The sequence below is a fragment of the Nodosilinea sp. LEGE 06152 genome, from assembly GCF_015207525.1.
Classification (GTDB): domain Bacteria; phylum Cyanobacteriota; class Cyanobacteriia; order Phormidesmidales; family Phormidesmidaceae; genus Nodosilinea.
This window is the reverse complement of record NZ_JADEWR010000003.1, coordinates 228903-249192: the sequence shown is the minus strand read 5'-3', so window position 1 is coordinate 249192 and position 20290 is coordinate 228903. Positions and strand designations below refer to the sequence as shown.

Here is a 20290-nt window from a genome sequence, read left to right as displayed (position 1 = left end):
CTGGCTACCGGGCTCCGGCTTTGGTTTTCATCGCCTGGGTGGCCAGCGTTTTGCCAAAGTCCCAGGCGGCCCCCGGTATGCGGTGGGCATCGGCCACTACATCGGTGACGGCCTCAACAATCCAGCGGCGATCGCTCTCCTGCAGCGTCAGGGGCGGAATAAACTTGACCACGTTCATGCCGTAGCCCGCCACCTGCGACAAAATCCGGTGGCGAGTAAACAGCGGCACCGTAATGATCTGAGAAAACAGGCCCCGGTTGGCAGTTTCCAGCATCTTCCACGACAGCTTCAGAGTCAGGCTCTTGGGTTCGCCAAACTCTAGCGCCATCATCATGCCCAGGCCCCGCACCGCTTTCAGGCAGTCGTACTGGTCAACCAAAGGCTGCAAGTCGGCCACAATCTGCTGTCCCATCTTAGCCGCGTGGTCAATCCAGCCCTCGGTTTCGAGCACATCCAGGGTGGCCAATCCGGCGGCCATCGCCAGGTTGTTTTTGCCAAAGGTGCTGCCGTGGACCACGGCGCGATCCATGCGGTTAAACACCTTGTCAAAAATCCACGAGCGACAGGCCACAGCCCCCACCGGCACAAACCCGCCCGACAGCGCCTTGGCCATACAGAGCAAATCGGGTTCGACACCAAAGTGCTCCACCGCCCACCACTTGCCCGTGCGGCCCAGCCCGGTCTGCACCTCGTCGGCGATGAACAGGCTGCCGTATTTGCGGCAAAGCGCCGCCGCCCCCGGTAGGTAACTGGCCTCTGGGATCCAAACGCCGTGTCCCTGGACGGGTTCAGTGATAAAGGCGGCTACATCCTGTCGGGCAAGCGCCCGCTCTAGCGCGGTCAGGTCACCAAAGGGGACTTCGATAAAGTCGGGCAGGAAGGGACCAAACCCCGCCCTAAAGTGGGGGTCGCCCGTGGCGGACAGGGAGCCCAGGGTGAGGCCGTGGTAGCCGCCTGAGCAGTAGACAATCTTGCTGCGCCCGGTGGCGTGGCGGCTAAACTTGATCGCTGCCTCGACGCTTTCGGTGCCGGAGTTGGCAAAAAAGATGCGGTCTAGCCCCGGCGGCGTGATCTGCTGTAGCTTTTCCGCTAAAAGCCCCGACAAAATCGAGACATCCATCTGCACCAGGTTGGGCAGTTCGGCACTCAACACATCCTGCAAAGCCTGCACGACTTTGGGGTGGTTGCGGCCCAGGGCAAAGACGCCAAACCCACTGAGCAGGTCAAGATAGCGATCGCCCTGGTCGTCAAATAGATACGGCCCCTCGGCTCGCACATAGTGGCGATCGAACCCAATCGTCTTGAGGACGTTGACCATCTGCGGGTTGAGGTACTGCGAGTGCAGCGAGAAATTGTCGCGCTGCCGCTCGGCGATGCGATCCAGAATATTCATGCACTAGGGGGGTAAAGGGGGCAGTATCTGACCTAACTAGACTTTAGTCATAAGTTCGACCGATTTGCCAACCCCGAGCAGCGGCGTCACAATCGCCATTACATCGGCCCGAGTGAGTTTCTCTCGGCCCTGGGCCAGGGCATCAACGGTGGCATGGGCCAGGGCCAGGGGAATGCGGCAGAACAGCATAGCGGGGCCTTTGGGCAGGGCGCAGGTGTAGGAATCGGCCATTTTGAGGTTGCGGCGGGCATAGCGCTGCATGTCGTCCGCTGTCCACCCCTCCGGAAAAAAGTCGACGCCGCGGTCTTTATCCTCCAGGTGGTTGCGCAAAATGTTAACCGATTGCAGGCCGCGCCCAAAGCCAATCGCCTCCATCCGGCTAGTTTCGGTGCCGTCGTACCAGGCCCACAGGTCAGACAGCATCAGCCCCACGGCCCCGGCCACGCTGAAGGTGTAGCGATCGAGATCGGCCTCGGTTTTAATTTGCCAGTTTTGCTCAGCCCAGTAGGCCATGCGATCGGCCATGGTGGCGGTGGCATCCCAAATTCGGGGGGCGATCGTGTCAGGGGCCAGCAAGGCCCATTCGCCAATACGAAGGGTCACCTCATCGAGCTGGTTCTCATAGCCGTCCAGTCCCACGGCAAAATCGTCCACTACTGAAGATTCAGTCCCCGCCTGCAGGTTCAGGCTAATTTGGCGCAGCAGCCTGACCTTTGTGCCGCTATCTAGGGTCGGATGATCCTCAATTTGGTCGATCGCCCTCATGCACAGGTATGCAGACGCAACCGCTTCCTGAAGCGTGGTTGGCAGCAAGCTGATCGGGATAAAGAACGTTCGGCTAGTCTCCCTCAGCAAGTCCAACGCAGATTTAATAGACGGCATTGATCGAACTCCTCACGTTGCTTGATTTTTCAACCATACTGGTTGAATTTCATCCAGTAAGCATTAATAGAGCATTAACGATGAATAAAATCGGATGGATGGTATCTGAGGCTACCAATATCTGGAGCATCTGTGAACTGCCCCTAGCTAGTGGCAGAAGCAGAGGCACATGCATCTTACAACGTCAGACCTGGTTCGAGGTCGGGGGTAAAGGCCGTAAACCGCGACGACATAGGTTATCGGAAGGCATACGTTTAGTTAGAGACAACCGTTTTTGCCAAAATGAATTACGGTAGTTGGGTATTCATCATCAGGGTTCGAATCATCGGCGATCGCTGTGGCCAGGCGCGAACCTGTCCGAGTTAGCGGCTCTGCTTTCGGATCCTCCCCAACCGAGGAGTGAAGAGAAATGGCAATCAGTCTGCAGCAGGCCCTGGGCGTGGGGCAATATTTGGTCACTCAGCGCCTCAAAGGCCGCAAGCAGTATCCCCTGGTTCTAATGCTCGAACCGCTGTTTCGCTGCAACCTGGCCTGCTCTGGCTGCGGCAAAATTCAGCACCCCAAAGAAATTTTGAAGCAGAACCTATCGCCCGAGGACTGCTTTGCAGCGGTCGAAGAATGTGGCGCTCCGGTGGTCTCAATTCCTGGTGGAGAGCCGCTGCTGCATCCTCAGATTGACGAGATTGTGCAGGGGCTGGTCGATCGCAAAAAATTTGTCTACCTCTGCACCAACGGCCTGCTGCTCGAAAAAAGTCTCGATAAATTTACGCCGTCGCCCTACCTCTCGTTCAGCGTTCACCTAGACGGTATGAAAGATCTTCACGATCACTGTGTCGATCGCAATGGCGTTTTCGATATCGCCATTAGCGCCATTCGGGCCGCTAAAGCGCGAGGCTTCCGCGTCACCACCAACACCACCGTGTTTGAAGGCACCGACCCACAAGAGATTCAGGCGCTATTCGACTATCTTACTGAGCTTAAGGTAGACGGCATGATGGTCTCGCCGGGCTACAGCTATGACTGGGCTCCCAACCAGGAGCACTTTCTCAAGCGCGAGCAGACCAAGGCGCTGTTTCGAGAAATTTTGGCTCCGTTCACAGCGGGCAAAAAGAAGTGGGAGTTTAACCACAATCCGCTCTTTTTAGATTTCTTAACTGGTCAAAAAGACTACGACTGCACCCCCTGGGGCAGCCCCAGCTACAGCGTGCTGGGTTGGCAAAAACCCTGCTACCTGCTGAACGAAGGTCACTACGAAACCTTTCAAGAACTGCTCGACAACACCGACTGGGATCAGTATGGCCACAAAAGCGGCAACCCCCAGTGCGCCGACTGCATGGTGCACTGTGGCTACGAGCCTACGGCGGCAGAAGCTGCTATGCAGCCGCAGAACATGCTGCGCGCAATGGGCAGCCTCTTCTAAAGGGTTATAGCCCTGGAGTAGTTTCCTCAAACAGGGCCGCAAAATCGGTTGTGACCACGGCCCCTGGGGTGCCCGCTGGCTTTGAGATGACATCAAAGGCTTTATTGCGGGCATTGGGGGCTATCAAGGCCTGGACAACCACCTCTGCCACATCGGCGCGAGGAATGGAGGTAGGAACGCCATCGGGAGGATTAGCGAGTAGTGCGTCATCTTTGCCGACGATTAGCTCTCGCTGCCCCCCGGGCTGATCCTGTAGCCCCCCGGCGCGAATGATGGTGTAGTCGATGCCAGAGCCGATTAAGTAAGCTTCCGCTTTGCGTTTCCAGATCAAGATGTTGCCGTTGGCCATGCGGTTGAGCGGATGTTGCTCATTGGTGCCGCCCATAGAGCCCACTAGGACAATGTGCTTAACTCCGACAGCCCGAGCCGCCCCAATTTGATTGAGCTGCCCTTGGTAGTCAACCTGCTCCGGCGTGCCGCCCTCGGCATAGACAAACTCGGGCTGCTGACCTGGCTCTGGCGGAGCTTTCATTTGAGGTACAGCACTGGTGAGAATAACCAGGGCATCGCAGCCTTCTAGAGCTGCCTTGAGGCGATCGGGGTCACCGATGTCGCCCAGGTAGACCCCCTCCGTGGTGCCAAAAAGCTCCTTAACCTTTGCTTCCGATCGGGCAAACCCTCTGGCCACAAACTGCTCCGGTCGTTGCTGGAGTTTTTGAACAACAATAGCCCCCGTGCGCCCAGTTGCGCCAGTGACTAAAACATGGAGGGGAGTGGTCATAGGGAGTTGCGGATGGATAACTTCGCAGAGGATTGTAGACGCTATAGCAACTTGAACTGATTCATTAGGATGGGCAGCTTACCCGTTCAGGCGAGACGCTTGCCCTACTACTTTTCAAGATTCGCGCAGGATTGCTACCCCTATAGTTTCACAGTTTGTGACCCTGACGGCGCGATATCTTAAGCCAGAGCTTAGGCCGCTTGAGCTGGCAATTTCCCACCAGTTTTCCCTCCCACAAACCCGAAAACGCGGGCATCATTGGTGCCCTAGTCGGCACCTTCTGGGTGATGATCATCGTCCCTAGCGTGGCGTTTCCAGTAGGCGTTGGGGCAGGGCTATACCTGGAAAAATTTTCTGATGACGGCTAGTTTTCTCGCCTAATCGAGATCAACATCAGCAACCTGGTCGAGGTGTCATCGGTTGTTTACGGGCTGCTGGGGTTAGCCGCCTTCGTGCAAATTATGGAGCCAACTACCGGCGGGCGATCGGTGCTGGCGGGGGCACTTACTATGGCCCTGCTGGTGCTACCGATTATCATTGTTGCCACCCGCGAGGTTCTACACGCCGTGCCCGAGGGCATTCGCCTGGCAGGGCTAGCGATGGGGGCGGCCGCTCGTAGGTGGTGCGCGCAACCATGTGCTGCCCGCCGCCCTCTCTGGCATTCTCACCGGGGTCATTTTGGCCCTCTCCCGCGCCATCGATAAAACCGCACCGCTGATTACAATCGGGGCGCTGACCTTTGTACCTTTTACCCCCGGCTGCACCGAAGAGTTTCCCTACTTCAACCCCTTAGACCTGGTGCGCTGCCCTATTGATGTGGTGCAAAGACCATTTACAGTGATGCCAATTCAAATTCCTAACTGGATCAGCCGCCCCCAAACCGCCTTTCACGAAAATGGAGCCGCCGCCATTATTGTGCTGCTGGTGCTGATGAATAGTATTGCGATCGCCCTGCACGGTCGGTTTCTGGGGCGGCGATCGTAAGTGCAAGCGGAACTCAACAAAGTTAAGCCCTATTAGGTTTCACTGCATTTTATCCAACCTAAAATGACTCAGCAGGATGAACACCGTTTACTCTTCGGTGGCTTTTTGGAATCGGGGTTATTCAATTCAAATTTTTCCGTGACATCTTGTTAGATAGATGGACTCTAAATTATGAAAACTGCTATATAAACATTACTTGAATGGTATGACTCAAAATGGGACATCACTTATAGAGGCGTGGGTGTTCCGAAAAAAATAAGCTCAGTTACCTTTACGGTAACTGAGCTTATAGACTAAAAGAAAACTGCTAGTAACTTAGGCAACGCTTAATCTAGTTACATCTTTTTCCAATTGTTTGCGCAGTCAAGAGAGGCGGCGGTGGCAGTTGCAGAAAAACTGGTTATTGCAGCGCTGGTAGGCGCTGTCGTACCAGCTGCGGTCGCTTCACAAATGATAGCAATGGTGGTAGCCTCTGCAGTGGCGCTGCCCGCATTGAGCTGAACCCCACCAATATAACCCTTAAGGCCTGCGTCCTTAGCGGTAGCTACAGAAGTTGCACCAAAAGAACCAGTGTTAGGAATGGTGTAGGTGTAATAGGTAGTACTGGTAGGAATGCCAATGGCCAGGTTATTAAAATCGGGAGCAAACACTGGATTTTCTAGGCGGTAGGCTTGCTGACCACGGTTCATGGAACCAATGTAGGTTTTAGCTTCAGATTGACGAGCTTTGTTAGCCTGGTTGAGGAAAGAAGGCAGAGCAATAGCTGCCAGAATACCGATGATGATAATAACAACCAGCAGTTCAATCAGGGTGAAGCCGCCTTCTTCTTTTTTGGTGATCAGGTGCTTCAGCAGGTTGGCTTTGAGAGAGGTTTTCATAAGTTTGTGTCTCCTTGAGGGTAGGCGGTAGAGGTGTTGTTTGCGCCTGGGTCTAACTTACCCATTTGCTCTCGTTCAGCGATCACACCCGTCCAAAAAAGTTTTTGAGCAGCAAAGGTGCCTGTGTAATCCAGCCACCGATTTCCGTTTAAGCTCATTAAAGAGCAAGCGCTGGGTTTTATCGCTTGCCGTAGGACTAGCTATAAAGGCCGCTATAACAGCGGCAACTCCAAAAACCGCAATAGCTTACCGCCCTGCTGAGTTAGAGGTTTAGCAGGGGTTGCCATTACCCAATGTACAGGGACAAAACTTGGAATGAAAGCAGAACGCTAGAGCTGAAGGGGATTTGACAGAGCAAGGGAAGAGGCGGTGAGCTAGGAATTACCACACCCCTAGCATCGCCCGCCTCATGAACGAGATTACCCGAATTCAAGCCGCTCTGCGACCCCACCTGCCTTGGCACGGTGCCCGACTGAGGTTTCTAGCCCTCTTTCTAGTTGCGCTGTTTCGCGTCGAGCAGGTGAATTTAGACAAGCTCGCGAGTGTCTTTGCCAATCAGGCGCAGAGTGCCTCCAGCTACAAGCGCCTAACCCGCTTCTTTCGTGACTTTGCGGTTGATTTTGATGGGATTGCGCGAGCGGTAGCAAGTTGGAGTCAGATTCCTGAACCCTGGACGTTGAGTCTAGACCGCACCAACTGGTGCTTCGGGACGCTCAACATCAATATCTTGATGCTCGGGATTGTTCACGAGGGCGTGGCCTTTCCGGTGCTGTGGACAATGCTCGACAAGCGTGGCAACAGCAACAGTGACGAGCGCATAGAGCTAATGGAACGCTTTGGGCGAGTCTTTCCTAATGCCAAGATCCATTGTCTGACGGGGGACCGGGAGTTTGTGGGCAAGGAATGGTGTAGTTTCTTGCTGCTGCCAGAGGCGATCTCCTTTCGGCTGAGGCTCAGACACAGTGACCGTATCAGCTCTCGCTCGGGCAAGCATCGCCAACGGGGCGAGCGAGTCTTTGCCAATTTGGCCGTCGGCGAGCAGCGAGTTCTCTCGGGTAAGCGCTGGGTGTGGGGCCGCCGGGTCTACGTCGTCGCCACCCGCCTTGAGGATGGCGAGCTTCTGATTCTCGCGACCAACCATAACCCAAAGACGGCACTGGTGGACTACCGCTTGCGGTGGGGCATTGAAACCTTATTCGCGGCGCTAAAAACCCGAGGCCTCAACCTTGAATCGACCCATTTTTGCCATGCCGAACGTCTCAGCAAGTTAATCGCGCTGCTCGCCTTAGCGTTCTGCTGGGCCATGCTCACGGGACTCTGGCAACACCAGAAGCAGCCGATTCCCCTGAAGGCTCATGGTCGCAGAGCCAAGAGTCTCTTCCGTCTGGGTTGTGACTTTTTGCGCCGCACCTGCTGTGATCTGACACTGCGCCACGCTGAGTTCAATCAGGTGTTACAACTTTTGTCCCTGTACTGAGGCCATTACCAGTTCTTGCAGCCATCATCTAAGAGGGCGTTTGAAAAGGGCAGGGGTGTAGCGAATTAGGCCAAGCGCCTCAGCATGATGCGAATCATAGCGATCTGGAGCATGGCCTCAGCGTTTTCAGGCAACTGCTCATAGTCTTGAACCAGGCGACGAGACCAGCGCCACCAACCAAAGGTGCGCTCGACCATCCAGCGTTTTTTAAGCAAGACGAAGCCGTTCGATTTCTGAGGACGCAAGACGACCTGGACGATCCAACCCAAGGTATCTATTGCCCATTGCAGAAAGTTGGGGCCGCTATAACCGCCGTCGGCCCAGACCAGATAAACTCGCGCGGCCCGTTCCCCCATGCGATGAAGCTTTTGCAGTGCCTGCTGGCCTCCCGCTCTCTCAGGAACGCTAGCCGCAGTGACCACAACCGCCATCATTAGGCCCAGGGTATCGACGGCGTTGCATAATTGAGAGATGAGTTAGGGTAATTTGCGATGCAATGTCCAGACTGTGGAGCCACTCACATCCGTAAGAATGGCAAGAGGAAAGGTAAACAAAACCACATCTGTGTAGCCTGCGGTCGTCAGTTTATTGAGGCCTATGAGCCTCACCGAGGGTACTCGGATGAGGTCAGACGCGAATGCCTCAAGATGTACGTTAGCGGCGCTGGGTTTCGAGCCATAGAACGGGTCAAAGGGGTGCACCATACGACGGTCATTACTTGGGTGAAGCAAGTGGGCGAAGGCCTCCCCGATGCTTACGCCCCTGAAACGACGCCAGAGGTCGGCGAACTCGACGAGTTAGAAACCTTTGTAGGCTCAAAAAAACAAGATTTGGCTGTGGACCGCCGTTGACCACTTCAAGCAAGGGATTTTGGGTTGGGTCTTAGGTGACCATAGTGCCGAGACGTTTCAACCGCTCTGGACGCTGGTGGCTCGTTGGCAGTGCTACTTTTATGTCACGGATGGGTGGACGGTGTACCCCAGCTTTATTCCAGCGGGCGATCAGATTGTCAGCAAGACCTACATGACTCGGGTCGAGGGAGAGAACACGCGATTACGGCACTATCTAGCCCGCTTGCATCGCAAAACGCTTTGCTACTCTAAGACCGTGGAAATGCTGGCTCACTCTGTTCGATTGTTACTTCACTACCTCAAGTTCGGCGATGTCTCAGTCCCGTCAAGATTCATCTCTTGATTTAGCAACGCCGTATCGACTACCAGATGCCGCTTTCGCCCTTTAGTCGCTTTGGCCACGTCATAGCCCACTGAGCGATGCACCATCGGTGCGGTGGCAACGCTTTGACTGTCCAGAATCACTTCCGACGGACTCTCGGAGCGGTCATGGGCCGCACGTGTCCAGCCTCGTAACCGCTCATGGAGAGCATCCCAGGTACCATCCTTGACCCAGTTACGGTAGTAGGTGTACACCGTTTGCCACGCCGGAAAGTCGCCCGGCAAATCCCGCCAACTACACCCTTGATCGACCAGATAGAAAATTGCATTGAGCACCGCCCACAGACACACACTTCGCGGCCGTCCTCCGGGCTTTGCCACTGGCAACAAGGGCTCAATCAACTCAAACTGGTCACGGGTCAAATTGCTAGTGTAGGCTTTACTCATCGCTCTCACGGGGCTGTAGCTTTAGTAACCTCAGCCTAGACCGTGTGAGCTTTTTTACTGCCCAGTTAACTTCTCAAACGCCCTCTAAACGCTAAAGCGCCAGGAAGCAGTGCCAAAATAAAGTGACGAAGCCAAAACCACATTCCACAAGGCAACGGTTTTGAAGTCGCTGGCCAGACTGCAAATGATCAGGCTGATGCCCCTTGCCGCCACTGTCCAGTCTAGCCCGTGCCCCAAGGGGCGAAAGGGCCGATCGAACTGACGCAGTTGCCCCATCAACCAGAGCGCGATCGCCAAAAACTCCGCCTGCCAAACCAGTACTCAGGGCCATCCCACCATGCGCAGGTAGCTGTGGTGTAGCCAGGTCATCACCACCACCACGACCCCAGCCAAAGCATCCAGCCAGTGCCAATTGAAGGCCCTACTAGTGGCCTCACTGGTAGGGCCACTTGCAGAAGGTTGAGAAGAATCTTGAGCCATAGAGGGCCTGGAGAGAGGGTTGGATTGCTACCCACGTTGGTTCTGTACAGACGTCTGTAGACGCGATCGCGGCTGTGGTGGGTAGACTTATTCTAGAACCACCCCAAAATCAATTGCCTGCACTATAGGTTTCTTACGCTTACCAGAAACACCAATGCTGTCAAGTCTGAGTACCTCCTATCGTCCCCTGCACCGAGCTAAGCGCTTGCTAGTTTGGGCGGTGCCTGTAGTGCTGCTGCTGGGTTTGGTGCCCCTACAGCGGCAGCGCTTAGCAACGCTCCAAGACCGCACCACCGCTAGCCAGAGCCTTGAGCAGCAAGACCAGGCTACCGCCGCGACCCTGGCGCTGGCGCAAAAAATGCCCACCTTTGGGTTCGACAACTTGATGGCTGACTGGTTTTTTCTACGGTTTTTACAATATTTTGGCGATGATGCAGCGCGGGCTGAAACGGGCTACGGCCTGAGCCCAGAGTTCTTCAAAGCCATCATCCCCAACGACCCGTACTATCGAATGTTTTATTTGTTTCTGTCGGGCAGTACCAGCAACTTTGCGGCTCAGCCCGAACAAAGCGTGGCGCTCATTGCCCAGGGGCTAGAGCGGCTCAGTCCCGCCATACCCGAGGATGGATTTTATATCTGGCGCTATCGCGGTGTAGATGAGTTACTGTATCTAGGCGATGCCGAAGCCGCGCAAAAATCCTATCGAATAGCTGCCGATTGGGCTAGACAGTCGTCTCATCCAGACGCCCCACACATTGCCGAAAACTCTCAGCGTACCGCTGATTTTCTAGCTCGTAACCCGCTGAGCAAGCAGGCCCAGGTCAACGCCTGGGCTAGCATCTTGGGAACCGCCTTCGACGATGCTACTCGCCAAGAAGCGATCGATCGCATCAACGCATTGGGTGGCAGCGTCTTCATCAACGAAACTGGCGAGATCAGTATTCAGTTTCCCCCCGACGATTAGGCTAGGGCAATCGGCTTGGGTAAGTAGCTTACCGACAAGATTTGCTGAGCCGTGTAGCTACAAGTGTTGAGCAATTCATCGTAGGTTAGCGGAGTCTCTCGCAATACCAAATCAAGCCCGACTGAAAACCAGTGACGGGTTGATCCTTTGCAACCACTGTGATGCCCTCAGCAAATGACCTGAACCTACGATAGCCCAGGGTCACTTGCTAAGGGCTAGAGTTGATGCAGAACCTATAACTGGCCGCAGTCGGCGATTACCACTTGCTCGGAGGTTTGGCCGCTGCGGCTACCCACCTGCTCCATGGTGCTGACCACGTCCATACCTTCGACTACGCTGCCAAAAACAACGTGCTTGCCGTCGAGCCAGGGGGTAGCCACCGTGGTGAGAAAGAACTGCGACCCGTTGGTATTGGGGCCAGCGTTGGCCATGCTCAGCAGGCCGGGGGTAGTGTGCTTGAGGGTAAAGTTTTCGTCGGCAAATTTCATGCCGTAGATCGACTCGCCGCCGGTGCCGTTGCCACGGGTAAAGTCGCCCCCCTGACACATAAACTCGGGGATGATGCGGTGAAAGCTAGAGCCCTTGAAGTGCAGCGGCACACCAGATGTGCCCATGCCTTTCTCACCAGTGCAAAGGGCACGGAAGTTTTCAGCGGTTTTGGGGGCGACATCGGCCCGCAGCTCCATCACAATGCGGCCTGCAGGCGTACCGCCGATGGTGATGTCAAAAAATACTCTGGGATTAGTTGCTTCAGTCATAAATCGCTCTCTTAGTGCAAGACGTAGGGGGTTGACCCCTGCCATTAACCCACAGTTTAGGCCAGGTGAATACATCCCTGATGGGTAAGGAGAGACCCGGTTTCTCAAAGAAACCGGGTTTCTGACCCCGTGGCTAATCTACCCCTTCGATTGGAGCAAAGCCCTGGCGCTGGACGTTTTCGCTAACGTGGCGGGGTTCCAGGAATTGCAGCAGGTAGTCGGGGCCACCTGCCTTCGAGCCCACGCCCGACATCTTGAAGCCGCCGAAGGGCTGGCGCGAAACGATCGCACCCGTAATGCCCCGGTTGATGTAGAGGTTGCCAACGGCAAACTCGTTCTGCACCCGCTCGATGTGGGAGGGAGTGCGGGAGTAGAGGCCGCCAGTTAGCCCGTAGTCGGTGTCGTTGGCGATGCGCAGGGCTTCGTCAAAGTCTTTTGCCTTGAGCACCGCCAGCACTGGGCCAAAGATTTCCTCCTGGGCAATCACCGCATCGGGTTTGACATCGGTAAAGATGGTGGGGCCAACGAAGTAGCCTTCGGCGGGGGCGGGCATTTCCAGCGCTAGGGTCGACTCGGCCTTGCCCTTTTCGATGTACTCCTTGATTTTGGCCTGGGCGTTGGCGTCGATCACGGGGCCGACTTTGGTGCTCGCTTTCACCGCTTCGCCTACGTTGAGGGAGCGAGTAGCTTCGATTAGGCGATGCACAAAGGTGTCGTACACCGAGGCCACGACGACGACGCGAGAACAGGCCGAGCATTTCTGGCCGCTGTAGCCAAAGGCGGAGTAGACCACCCCCTGCACCGCCTGATCCAGATCGGCGCTTTCGTCGATAATGATGGCGTTTTTGCCGCCCATTTCGGCGATTACGCGCTTGAGGTGGCGCTGGCCCGGTCGCCACTGGGCCGCCTCGGCGTAGATGCGACAGCCCACCTCGCGGGAGCCGGTGAAGGCAATCAGGTGCACGTCAGGGTGGTTGACCAGGTGCGCACCCACGGTGGAACCGCGCGCGGGCAGGTACTGAAATACGCCGGGGGGTATGCCTGCCTCGATCAAGATTTCGGCGATCTTGGCGGCGATTACGGCGGAGTTTTCGGCGGGTTTGAGAATGGTGCAGTTGCCTGTGGCCAGGGCGGCGACGGTCATGCCGGTGGCGATCGCCAGCGGGAAGTTCCACGGCGAGATTACCACCGCAATGCCCATGGGGAAGTAGCGATAGCGGTTGGTTTCACCGGGGTAGTCGTAGGCGTACCCGGTATCCAGCCGCTCCATTTCGTCGGCGTAGTAGCGGCAGAAGTCGATTGCCTCAGAGACTTCTGGGTCGGCCTGACCCAGAGGTTTGCCGACTTCGTACACCATCCAGGCATTGAGTTCGTGGCGGCGCTCTTCCATCAGTTCGGCGGCGCGGCGCAGAATGGCCCCCCGCTCTTTAGCGGGGGTAGCGGCCCAGGCGGGGAAGGCGGCTCTGGCGGCGGCGATCGCCGCATTGGCCTGCTCCTGGCTGGCCAAACCCAATTTCCCAACCAGTTCCGCTGGCTTTGAAGGGTTCACCGAATCGGCGGTGGCCTCGGTATCGACCGCTGTGCCGTTGATGATTGGGTTGTAGCGCCGACCGAGTTGGGCATGAACTGTCTTGAGTGCTTCGGCAGCTTCAGAGCGCTGGGTGGCCACGGCAAAATCGGTATCTGGTGCGTTGGGAAAGGGCACGGCGTAGTCTTTGATCTCGGCCCCTGCCAGGTCTGCAGCGGCAAACTCCGGTGCCGCCAGCAGCGTTTCGACGGGCACGTCTTCCTGGTTTTGGCGCAGGAAGGAGCTGTTGGCGGTGTTCTCTAGCAGGCGACGAATTAGGTAGGACATGCCGGGAATCAGCTCCCCAAAGGGGGTGTAGACCCGCACCCGGTAGCCTTTGTCGGCCAGGGTTTTGGCCAGCTTGTCGGCCATGCCGTAGAGCACCTGTAGCTCAATATTGCGCTTGGGAATATTAAGCTCTTCGGCGATCGCCATCGCGTAGGCCTGTGACCTGACGTTGTGGCTACCAATCGCGGCATAGAGATACTGGTGGTTCTCCAGCAGCAGCCGGGTCATGCGCTCAAAGTTAGCATCAGTCGAGACCTTCTCGCTGTAGACCGGGCTGGGCCAATCGTTTTGCCGCGCGGTAATGGTTTCTTGATCCCAGTAGGCTCCTTTAACCAGGCGCACGGTGACCGGGGTGCCCCTGTTTTTGGCCCACAGCACCAGATCCTTGAGGTCGCTGTAGCTGTCGCGCAAGTAGGCTTGCAGGGTGACGCCCAGATCGTCGCGCTGGCGAAACTCGGCCTCCATCAAAATGTCTTTGAGAATTGCCAGGGTAAGGGCTTTGTAGCGGTACTGCTCCATATCGAAGTGAACGGCCACCCCTAGCTCCTGGGCGCGGCGCAGCAGGGTGCGAATGCGATCGCTCACCTTAGCCCGACTGCCCTCGGCATTGAGCGGGTCAAACTGGGAGTAAAAGGCCGTCAGCTTAACCGAAACCTGAACTTTGGCTAGTTCCTTGCCGTCAGCTCGATCGATTGCATCTACAGTCTTCCAGCCCTTCGCCGCCGCCGACAGCTGCTCCATTAGATCCAGGTAGCGCTGCAGGTAGGCCTGGGCCTCGGCTTCGGTGATCACCGCTTCACCGAGCAAATCCATGGTGAAGGTGAGCTTGTCTTTGCGCATGCGCTCGATCGCCTTGATCGCCTGATCCATCTTTTCGCCGGAGATGTAGCGGTAGGCCAGGGTTTCAACGGCGGGGGCAACGGTGGTGGCGGCCAGCTTGCCGGGGGTGGAGTCGGGGTCGGTGAAGTTGAGCAATCCCTTCAGCACACCCGGCAGCTCAACCTCCTCGGCAGACAGGTACTCCTGCAAGTGACGGGCGATCTCGGGCTTGCTGCGCAGGGACGGCAGGGCATCAATGAAGCGAAACAGCTGCACCTTGAGGCCGGGGTTGGCCATAGCAAAGTCCATAATTTTGTCGTCCCAGCGCATCTGGTCGCGCATTTGGGCGAAGAGGTTCTTCTTCTCGCGGGTGGCCCCGAGCAGGGCCGTGGCGATCGCGAGGGTCTTGGTTTCGTAGGGGTGCGAGTCGGTCTGGGGCTGAATGGCTGGGGCTACCACGGTATATGTCTCCTTATTCCCTACCTCCTATCTTGAGCGAAAAAAAGCTCGGTAGGGTCACCGCGTCATGATACTTTTCCCGCTCAGAGGCAAACGTTCAGTGCCCTATGATAGGAACACCAGCACTTCCACAGGGGGCCTCGTCGTAGAACCAACTGGTTAACCCTGGTCTTAGACACGAGGTAATCGCTAAGCCCTTGGGCTACCCTTAAATTAACCTTGATAAGCCACCCACCAAATTTTATGAAAGCTTACGAGCTACCAGCAACGGTCGCAGCTAATGGTCATTTAACCTGGCCTGAGTTTCAGCTCGATCCTGCGCTCAAGGATGCTCAGGTGAGGGTAATTGTTTTGGTCGAAGAGAGCGCTGACGAAGAGAATGAGTGGTTACAATCCGCTGCTCAAAATCCTGCCTTTAGTTTTCTCTACGATTCCGAAGAAGATATTTACACTGTGAATGATGGTAAGCCCTTCGAGCCCTAGGGGTAAGGTTGTCCTCGTGCCCTTCCCGTTTGACGACTTGTCGGCCACTAAGGTAAGGCCAGCGGTTTGCGTAACTCATGCCATCGGTCCTTATCAGCAGGTTCTGCTGGCATTCATCACCAGCCGCCTACCCGAAAATCCACTGGCAACTGACCTCGTCTTCGATGTATCCCATCCTGAATTCGTTGGCAGTGGGCTGCGTAAGTCATCTGCTTTACGATTGCATTATTTGATGACGGCTCGTACTTCGCTCATTTTGCGAGAACTGGGCGCGCTATCAGAAACAGCCCAGGCAGATATAGCCAAGCGACTGTGCCGTCTTTTTGACAACTAATCTCTGCCCATTCAGTTTTTTGTGCTCCATGACTGAAGACCCGCGCGAGCTTGCCAAAACCCAGTATGCCTACGGCCAAACCGCTTTTGAGCGGGGGAACTACCGCGAGGCCGTGGAGTACTTCGAGGCTGCCCTGGATTTGGCCAAAGCCACAACCCCTCTAGGTGGCCAAATTCAAACCTGGCTGGTGAATGCCTACAGCGCGGTCGGGCGGCAGCAGGACGCGATCGCCCTCTGTCAGGCTTTAGCCCGTCACCCGGATCTAGAAACCCGTAAACAAGGCAAAAATTTGCTCTACATTTTGCAGGCCCCTCAGCTTCAGCGCCCCACCAACTGGATGACGGAGATTCCTGATCTAGACAAGCTGTCTGCCGATGGGGCTCAAAGCTTGGGTCAGGCTGGCTATGGGGGAACTAAGGCGACCTCTCGTCCACGGCCTAAATCCGAAGAACCACCGATTGACCCCAGCGAAATTAACAGCAAAGACAACGGATTTTTGTGGGCGGCCCTGGTCGGGGTAGCTTTGGTTTTAGGTGGCCTGCTCTGGCTGAGCTAAAAGCGTCACGCTCGGCTGGGTTATACAGTGGCCTGCGCCATCCCTGGGGGAGGGCATTGCTTTGGGTAGGATCCACACGTATGATTTAAGGCTGCTGTTTAAGACACTATCTAGATCATGGTGAGCATTCGTCGTTTGTGGATCGCAGGGGCATCCAGCCTGCTACTGCTGCTGCCCCTGGGAGCCTGTGCCCCCTCTGCGCCAGAGCAGGGTGCGGCTGGAGAAAGCGGCGCGACCACCGAGCAAAGCGTAATTCCCCTCACGGCGGGGGCGATTCCCGACCAGGACCCTGAAGAGCTGCAGCGACTTTACACTAAGCTAGCCGACTACCTGGAGGCTGAGCTGGGGGTACCCGTCGAGTACAAGCCCGTGACTGACTATGCTGCTGCTGTCACTGCGTTTAGAGTTGGCGATCTGGATCTGGTGTGGTTTGGCGGGCTGACCGGGGTGCAGGCCCGGCTGCAGGTGCCGGGGGCACAGGCGATCGCCCAGCGCGACATTGATGAACAGTTTCACAGCGTGTTCATTGCCAATACCGCCACGGGGCTAAAAGAATTCACCGATGCCCAGGATCTGGCCCAGATCAAGGGGCGCACCCTCACCTTTGGCAGCGAGTCGTCGACCTCGGGGCGGCTAATGCCCCAGTACTTTATGGAAGAGGCCGGTATCGACATCGCCCAAGACTTTAAGGGCGAAGTGGGCTTCTCGGGCAACCACGACACCACGATTAAGCTCGTCGAAGCAGGCACCTACGAGGTCGGAGCCCTGAATGAGCAGGTGTGGCGCGATCGCGTCAGCGAAGGAGCCGTCGATACCTCTAAAGTGGCCGTCATCTGGCGCACGCCGCCCTACTACGACTACCACTGGGTGATTAGCCCCGAGGTCGATGAGCGCTACGGCGAAGGCTTTGCCGAAAAAGTGCAGGCCGCGCTGATGGCCCTCGACCCTGCGGTGCCCGAACAAAAGGAAATTCTCGACCTGTTTGGGGCTGAGCGGTTTATCGCTACCAGCAACGACAACTACGCCGAGATCGAAGCGGTGGGCCGCAAAATTGGCAAAATTCAGTAGTGGCAAATTTGGTCACTGTGGGGCGATTTTTCAGCTAGAGGGGGTGAGCTGCCGCTTTGGGGCGGTGGCAGCTCTCACCGACTGCAGTCTAGCGATCGCCCCCGGCGAACGGGTAGCCCTGATTGGCCCTAGCGGAGCAGGCAAGAGCACGCTGCTGAGCCTGCTGAACGGCAGTCAGGTCCCGACTACGGGGCGCGTGGTGATCATGGGACAGGATATTAGCCATCTGACCGCTGGAAAACGACGACGAATTCAGCGGCTGGTTGGTACGGTCTACCAGCAGCACCACCTGGTGGGCAACCTGGCTGTGGTTCACAACGTCAACGCTGGGCACCTGGGGCGCTGGTCGTTGCCCAAAGCCCTCTGGTCGCTAGTGTGGCCTTTGGAGACTCAGTCTGCCGCCCTGGCCCTGGCTCAGGTGGGCATTGCCGATAAGCTCTACGCCCGCACCGATCGCCTCTCCGGCGGGCAGCAGCAGCGGGTGGCCCTGGCGCGGGTGCTGGTGCAAGACCCCGCCGCTATTCTTGCCGACGAACCCATCTCTAGCGTGGACCCGGAGCGATCGCGGGCAATGCTGGACCTGCTGCGCCAGCTCAGCGAGACCACCGGCAAAACCCTGGTGATCAGCCTCCACGAGGTCGAGTTTGCGGTCAAGTACTGCGATCGCATTATTGGCCTACGCCAGGGGCAAATTCTCTTCGATGCTCCCACCGAGCAGGTCAGCGATGCTATGCTGGCCAGCCTTTACCAACTTTAGTTGGGGTTTGGAAAAGCTCGCCCACAAACCTTCAAATACGCTAGACAGCCGATTTGTATTAAAGAACATATGCAAGAGGTCCGTTTCCAGGGTTAAGTAGTGGCTGTTACAGAGATTTTCTCTGTTTCACCCGTCTGCCGACCCAGAATGAAAATCGCTACCTGGAATCTTGAGCGCGCGCTACCTCAGTCGGTGCAGGCTGAGCGCCAGCGCCAATGGCTCAACCGCATCGATGCCGACATTTGGATTTTGACTGAAACCCATCTGGACATTGCCCCTGGGAAAAATTACTACTCGGTAGCCAGCGGCCTGCCTGAGCGCCCTGGGGCAGAGGGTGAGCGCTGGGTACAAATCTGGGTTAAAGCGGGCGAACTGGTGCCCCTCACAACCATTGATGAAGCCCGCACCGCCGCCGCCCTGCTCACCTTGGGCAGTGGCCAGCAGTGGGTGGTGTATGGCACAGTGCTGCCCTGGTTGGGCAGTAGTTGGCGATGGTCAAAGACCGGCCAACATGGGCCAATGCAGCCCGCTTCCCAGGGCCAGGCCTTTGCCGCTGCCCTGGCTGCCCAGCAGGCCGATTGGCAACTGCTGCGAACCACCTATCCAAAGGCTATTCTGACAGTGGCCGGAGACTTCAACCAGGACCTGAACGCCCTGCACTACTATGGGTCACGCCGCAACAAGCAGGCCCTACGACAGGCCCTAGACAGCGTGAAGCTAGTCTGCCTTACCGCTGGCGAACATGACCCAGTTCACCAACTCATCGACGGGCAGCACTCCAACATTGACCACATTTGTATCGCTTCTAACGTCGAGGAGCACTTTCAAAATTCCTTTGCTTGGCCCCAGCGGCTCGACGATCTGCGCGGATTGTCCGACCACTTTGGCATTGGGGTCGAACTTGGGTTTGAACCATAGCGGTTGAGGTATCCCCTACCATAGGCAAATTTTCGTGACGGCAATGTTGCCGCCAAAGCAGACCGCCACGTCTGAGTCGGGGTCGCGGCGGCGCTTGCCATAGTCGCCCACGTAATAAAACTGACCCTCTTCCACTTTGAACTCGATGGGCAGGGGCTGGGTACAGGTGGTGCAGAAAACAATTTCCGGGTCGGGGTCGCCCGGCTGTAAGTGAGGCAAATTCACGTTCCAGAAGCAGCCCTGGGGCAGCGCTTCAGCCATAAGCGTCTCAAGCACCTGAGCGGTCAGGCGAGCCGCCATCGCCCAGTCAACGGGGCGGCGGTTTTGAATGTAGTGAGACACGGCGATGCCCGGTACCCGCAGCAGAGCCGCCTCTCGCACAGCCGCAACCGTACCCGACACGTGAATGTCGGCCCCCATATTGCCCCCGGCGTTAATGCCGGAGAGTACCCAGGTCGCATTGGGGCACAGGTGGCTAACCCCAACGCGGGCGCAGTCGGCTGGGGTACCGCCAATGGCAAAGGCGTTTTCTTCCCGCTGGGTAATGGCGATCGGGCCGCCCCGGTTCATCTGGTGGCTACAGCCCGAAAGATGGCGATCGGGGGCAACGACACAGGTAGGATAGCCCCTCAGCGCCTCCCGCAGGGCCGCAATGCCTGGGGCATCGATGCCATCGTCGTTGGTGAGAATAAAGGTCATGGGTGGGCAGCTAGAATTTCTCTGCTTGCAGCATAAGCTGTAAGCTCCCTAGGTGAGCTAGCGATCAGCCCATACAATAGGCTCAGATACCTCTGATCGGAGGCCAACGATGGGTTTAACCGTTCACGAATTAGCCAAGCTGCAAGCCGACTATCCCGACTACCGCATGGAGTTAGTGGATGGAGAGGTCAACGTTATGAGTCCATCCGGCTACGAGGCCGATGAAGTCTCTACTGAACTATCGAGGGTTTTGGGCAACTGGGTTCGCCCCCGGCAACTGGGCCGAGTTACTGGATCAAGTGCGGGGTTTGTGCTGCCAAATTCCGATACCCGCGCCCCGGATGTCTCCTTCGTTAAAGCTGAGCGGCTGCGCCGTAGCCCGCGCTCCTTTGCCGAACTGGCCCCAGACCTGATGGTAGAAGTCAAATCGCCGACCGACAGCGTAGCCAAACTGCGTGCCAAAATTCAAGATTTTCTAGTGTTGGGTACTCAGGTCGGCATTTTGATCAACCCTGAGAGCCGCCGGGTGGAGGTTTACCGGCTGGGGCAAGAGGCGATCGCCCTAAGCAATAGGGACATGCTCACCGTCCCTGACCTGCTACCGGGCTGGGAGGTCGCCGTCGCTGACCTGTGGCCCCTGGTATTTGAGTAACTTCTACAAACAAAGGAACCCGGCTTTTTGAGAAAGCCGGGTTCCTTAACTCCC

Annotated in this window: 23 protein-coding genes and 2 pseudogenes; 14 read left to right on the top strand and 11 right to left on the bottom strand. The window is 56.7% G+C overall.

The features are described 5' to 3' along the window. Window positions 1-4 precede the first annotated feature (4 nt). Entirely contained in the window at window positions 5-1393 is a 1389-nt protein-coding gene (locus tag IQ265_RS05950; protein ID WP_194051514.1) for an aspartate aminotransferase family protein, read from the bottom strand. A 36-nt stretch (window positions 1394-1429) separates the two neighbouring features. Continuing rightward, a complete protein-coding gene (locus IQ265_RS05945; protein WP_194051512.1) occupies window positions 1430-2275 on the bottom strand; it encodes a phytoene/squalene synthase family protein in 846 nt (281 codons plus the stop codon). A gap of 409 nt (window positions 2276-2684) precedes the next feature. Here IQ265_RS05945 and hpnH point away from each other — a divergent pair, with 409 nt between their 5' ends. After that, the gene (gene hpnH, locus IQ265_RS05940; RefSeq protein WP_194051510.1) at window positions 2685-3695 is read left to right on the top strand and encodes an adenosyl-hopene transferase HpnH; all 1011 of its coding nucleotides are present in this window, start codon (window positions 2685-2687) and stop codon (window positions 3693-3695) included. A gap of 4 nt (window positions 3696-3699) precedes the next feature. On the opposite strand, the gene IQ265_RS05935 is transcribed toward hpnH, so the two are convergent. Then, the gene (locus IQ265_RS05935) at window positions 3700-4476 is read right to left on the bottom strand and encodes an SDR family oxidoreductase (RefSeq protein WP_194051508.1); all 777 of its coding nucleotides are present in this window, start codon (window positions 4474-4476) and stop codon (window positions 3700-3702) included. Between the two features lie 200 nt (window positions 4477-4676). On the opposite strand from IQ265_RS05935, the gene IQ265_RS30465 reads away from it, so the two are divergent. Genes IQ265_RS30465 through IQ265_RS30455 form a run of 3 tightly spaced genes read left to right on the top strand, consistent with a single transcriptional unit; the run spans window position 4677 to window position 5460 of the window. Continuing rightward, on the top strand, window positions 4677-4844 hold the full coding sequence (locus IQ265_RS30465) for a hypothetical protein (protein ID WP_194051506.1): 168 nt from the start codon (window positions 4677-4679) through the stop codon (window positions 4842-4844). 42 nt (window positions 4845-4886) lie between these two features. Continuing rightward, window positions 4887-5180 carry a hypothetical protein gene (locus tag IQ265_RS30460; RefSeq protein WP_194051504.1) on the top strand — a complete coding sequence of 98 codons (294 nt, stop codon included), beginning with the start codon at window positions 4887-4889 and terminating at the stop codon, window positions 5178-5180. Next, window positions 5113-5460: a hypothetical protein gene (locus IQ265_RS30455; protein WP_194051502.1), complete on the top strand. Its 348-nt coding sequence runs from the start codon at window positions 5113-5115 to the stop codon at window positions 5458-5460. Before IQ265_RS30460 ends, IQ265_RS30455 begins: the two co-directional genes overlap by 68 nt. 335 nt (window positions 5461-5795) lie before the next feature. Here the strand turns inward: IQ265_RS30455 and IQ265_RS05915 are convergent, their stop codons facing one another. After that, window positions 5796-6338 carry a type IV pilin-like G/H family protein gene (locus tag IQ265_RS05915; RefSeq protein ID WP_194051500.1) on the bottom strand — a complete coding sequence of 181 codons (543 nt, stop codon included), beginning with the start codon at window positions 6336-6338 and terminating at the stop codon, window positions 5796-5798. 409 nt (window positions 6339-6747) lie between these two features. On the opposite strand from IQ265_RS05915, the gene IQ265_RS05910 reads away from it, so the two are divergent. Continuing rightward, complete coding sequence (locus IQ265_RS05910) at window positions 6748-7815, top strand: IS4 family transposase (protein WP_194051498.1); 1068 nt, start codon at window positions 6748-6750, stop codon at window positions 7813-7815. Between the two features lie 65 nt (window positions 7816-7880). Here the strand turns inward: IQ265_RS05910 and IQ265_RS05905 are convergent. Further along, window positions 7881-8270 (bottom strand): annotated as a pseudogene (locus tag IQ265_RS05905) (transposase); the annotation flags it as partial. 36 nt (window positions 8271-8306) lie between these two features. Between IQ265_RS05905 and IQ265_RS05900 the strand changes: the two are divergent. Next, window positions 8307-9009 (top strand): IS1 family transposase gene (locus IQ265_RS05900; protein ID WP_194051494.1). Its coding sequence is split into 2 segments (ribosomal slippage): window positions 8307-8638 and window positions 8637-9009, totalling 705 coding nucleotides; the frame shifts between segments, so codons are not numbered across the junction. Between the two features lie 11 nt (window positions 9010-9020). Here the strand turns inward: IQ265_RS05900 and IQ265_RS05895 are convergent. The 3 genes and pseudogenes from IQ265_RS05895 to IQ265_RS05885 form a co-directional block, all read right to left on the bottom strand. Then, window positions 9021-9434, bottom strand: a pseudogene (locus IQ265_RS05895) (IS5 family transposase); the annotation flags it as partial. Window positions 9435-9518: 84 nt separating this feature from the next. Continuing rightward, the gene (locus IQ265_RS05890) at window positions 9519-9731 is read right to left on the bottom strand and encodes a hypothetical protein (protein ID WP_194051492.1); all 213 of its coding nucleotides are present in this window, start codon (window positions 9729-9731) and stop codon (window positions 9519-9521) included. Between the two features lie 24 nt (window positions 9732-9755). Then, window positions 9756-9914: a hypothetical protein gene (locus tag IQ265_RS05885; protein WP_194051490.1), complete on the bottom strand. Its 159-nt coding sequence runs from the start codon at window positions 9912-9914 to the stop codon at window positions 9756-9758. 154 nt (window positions 9915-10068) lie between these two features. Between IQ265_RS05885 and IQ265_RS05880 the strand changes: the two genes are divergently transcribed. Next, window positions 10069-10878: a hypothetical protein gene (locus tag IQ265_RS05880; RefSeq protein WP_228037622.1), complete on the top strand. Its 810-nt coding sequence runs from the start codon at window positions 10069-10071 to the stop codon at window positions 10876-10878. A 233-nt stretch (window positions 10879-11111) separates the two neighbouring features. On the opposite strand, the gene IQ265_RS05875 is transcribed toward IQ265_RS05880, so the two are convergent. Both IQ265_RS05875 and pruA read right to left on the bottom strand, forming a co-directional pair. Continuing rightward, window positions 11112-11636 (bottom strand): peptidylprolyl isomerase, encoded by a 525-nt coding sequence (locus IQ265_RS05875; protein WP_194051488.1) that lies wholly within the window; start codon window positions 11634-11636, stop codon window positions 11112-11114. A gap of 133 nt (window positions 11637-11769) precedes the next feature. Continuing rightward, window positions 11770-14769, bottom strand: a complete 3000-nt coding sequence (gene pruA / locus IQ265_RS05870) for an L-glutamate gamma-semialdehyde dehydrogenase (RefSeq protein WP_194051486.1) — start codon at window positions 14767-14769, stop codon at window positions 11770-11772. A 243-nt stretch (window positions 14770-15012) separates the two neighbouring features. Between pruA and IQ265_RS05865 the strand changes: the two genes are divergently transcribed. From IQ265_RS05865 to IQ265_RS05840, 6 genes are all read left to right on the top strand, one after another. Then, complete coding sequence (locus IQ265_RS05865; protein ID WP_194051484.1) at window positions 15013-15252, top strand: hypothetical protein; 240 nt, start codon at window positions 15013-15015, stop codon at window positions 15250-15252. Further along, complete coding sequence (locus tag IQ265_RS05860; protein WP_347404918.1) at window positions 15227-15586, top strand: type II toxin-antitoxin system PemK/MazF family toxin; 360 nt, start codon at window positions 15227-15229, stop codon at window positions 15584-15586. Before IQ265_RS05865 ends, IQ265_RS05860 begins: the two co-directional genes overlap by 26 nt. 28 nt (window positions 15587-15614) lie before the next feature. Continuing rightward, a complete protein-coding gene (locus tag IQ265_RS05855; protein WP_194051479.1) occupies window positions 15615-16142 on the top strand; it encodes a tetratricopeptide repeat protein in 528 nt (175 codons plus the stop codon). A 117-nt stretch (window positions 16143-16259) separates the two neighbouring features. Continuing rightward, entirely contained in the window at window positions 16260-17210 is a 951-nt protein-coding gene (locus tag IQ265_RS05850; protein WP_194051477.1) for a putative selenate ABC transporter substrate-binding protein, read from the top strand. After that, window positions 17194-17967 (top strand): phosphonate ABC transporter ATP-binding protein, encoded by a 774-nt coding sequence (locus tag IQ265_RS05845; RefSeq protein ID WP_228037620.1) that lies wholly within the window; start codon window positions 17194-17196, stop codon window positions 17965-17967. The genes IQ265_RS05850 and IQ265_RS05845 overlap by 17 nt, the downstream gene beginning before the upstream one ends. A 147-nt stretch (window positions 17968-18114) precedes the next feature. Continuing rightward, on the top strand, window positions 18115-18885 hold the full coding sequence (locus IQ265_RS05840) for an endonuclease/exonuclease/phosphatase family protein (RefSeq protein ID WP_194051476.1): 771 nt from the start codon (window positions 18115-18117) through the stop codon (window positions 18883-18885). Window positions 18886-18900: 15 nt separating this feature from the next. On the opposite strand, the gene surE is transcribed toward IQ265_RS05840, so the two are convergent. After that, complete coding sequence (gene surE, locus IQ265_RS05835) at window positions 18901-19584, bottom strand: 5'/3'-nucleotidase SurE (RefSeq protein WP_194051475.1); 684 nt, start codon at window positions 19582-19584, stop codon at window positions 18901-18903. Between the two features lie 109 nt (window positions 19585-19693). On the opposite strand from surE, the gene IQ265_RS05830 reads away from it, so the two are divergent. Continuing rightward, window positions 19694-20236: a Uma2 family endonuclease gene (locus tag IQ265_RS05830; RefSeq protein ID WP_194051474.1), complete on the top strand. Its 543-nt coding sequence runs from the start codon at window positions 19694-19696 to the stop codon at window positions 20234-20236. Window positions 20237-20290 lie beyond the last annotated feature (54 nt).

Coding starts and splice junctions, on each gene's coding strand:
- IQ265_RS05950 (WP_194051514.1), bottom strand. CDS start 1,393: ATGAATATTCTGGATCGCATCGCCGAGCGGCAGCGCGACAATTTCTCG.
- IQ265_RS05945 (WP_194051512.1), bottom strand. CDS start 2,275: ATGCCGTCTATTAAATCTGCGTTGGACTTGCTGAGGGAGACTAGCCGA.
- hpnH (WP_194051510.1), top strand. CDS start 2,685: ATGGCAATCAGTCTGCAGCAGGCCCTGGGCGTGGGGCAATATTTGGTC.
- IQ265_RS05935 (WP_194051508.1), bottom strand. CDS start 4,476: ATGACCACTCCCCTCCATGTTTTAGTCACTGGCGCAACTGGGCGCACG.
- IQ265_RS05915 (WP_194051500.1), bottom strand. CDS start 6,338: ATGAAAACCTCTCTCAAAGCCAACCTGCTGAAGCACCTGATCACCAAA.
- IQ265_RS05910 (WP_194051498.1), top strand. CDS start 6,748: ATGAACGAGATTACCCGAATTCAAGCCGCTCTGCGACCCCACCTGCCT.
- IQ265_RS05885 (WP_194051490.1), bottom strand. CDS start 9,914: ATGGCTCAAGATTCTTCTCAACCTTCTGCAAGTGGCCCTACCAGTGAG.
- IQ265_RS05880 (WP_228037622.1), top strand. CDS start 10,069: ATGCTGTCAAGTCTGAGTACCTCCTATCGTCCCCTGCACCGAGCTAAG.
- IQ265_RS05875 (WP_194051488.1), bottom strand. CDS start 11,636: ATGACTGAAGCAACTAATCCCAGAGTATTTTTTGACATCACCATCGGC.
- IQ265_RS05865 (WP_194051484.1), top strand. CDS start 15,013: ATGAAAGCTTACGAGCTACCAGCAACGGTCGCAGCTAATGGTCATTTA.
- IQ265_RS05860 (WP_347404918.1), top strand. CDS start 15,227: ATGATGGTAAGCCCTTCGAGCCCTAGGGGTAAGGTTGTCCTCGTGCCC.
- IQ265_RS05855 (WP_194051479.1), top strand. CDS start 15,615: ATGACTGAAGACCCGCGCGAGCTTGCCAAAACCCAGTATGCCTACGGC.
- IQ265_RS05850 (WP_194051477.1), top strand. CDS start 16,260: ATGGTGAGCATTCGTCGTTTGTGGATCGCAGGGGCATCCAGCCTGCTA.
- IQ265_RS05840 (WP_194051476.1), top strand. CDS start 18,115: ATGAAAATCGCTACCTGGAATCTTGAGCGCGCGCTACCTCAGTCGGTG.
- surE (WP_194051475.1), bottom strand. CDS start 19,584: ATGACCTTTATTCTCACCAACGACGATGGCATCGATGCCCCAGGCATT.
- IQ265_RS05830 (WP_194051474.1), top strand. CDS start 19,694: ATGGGTTTAACCGTTCACGAATTAGCCAAGCTGCAAGCCGACTATCCC.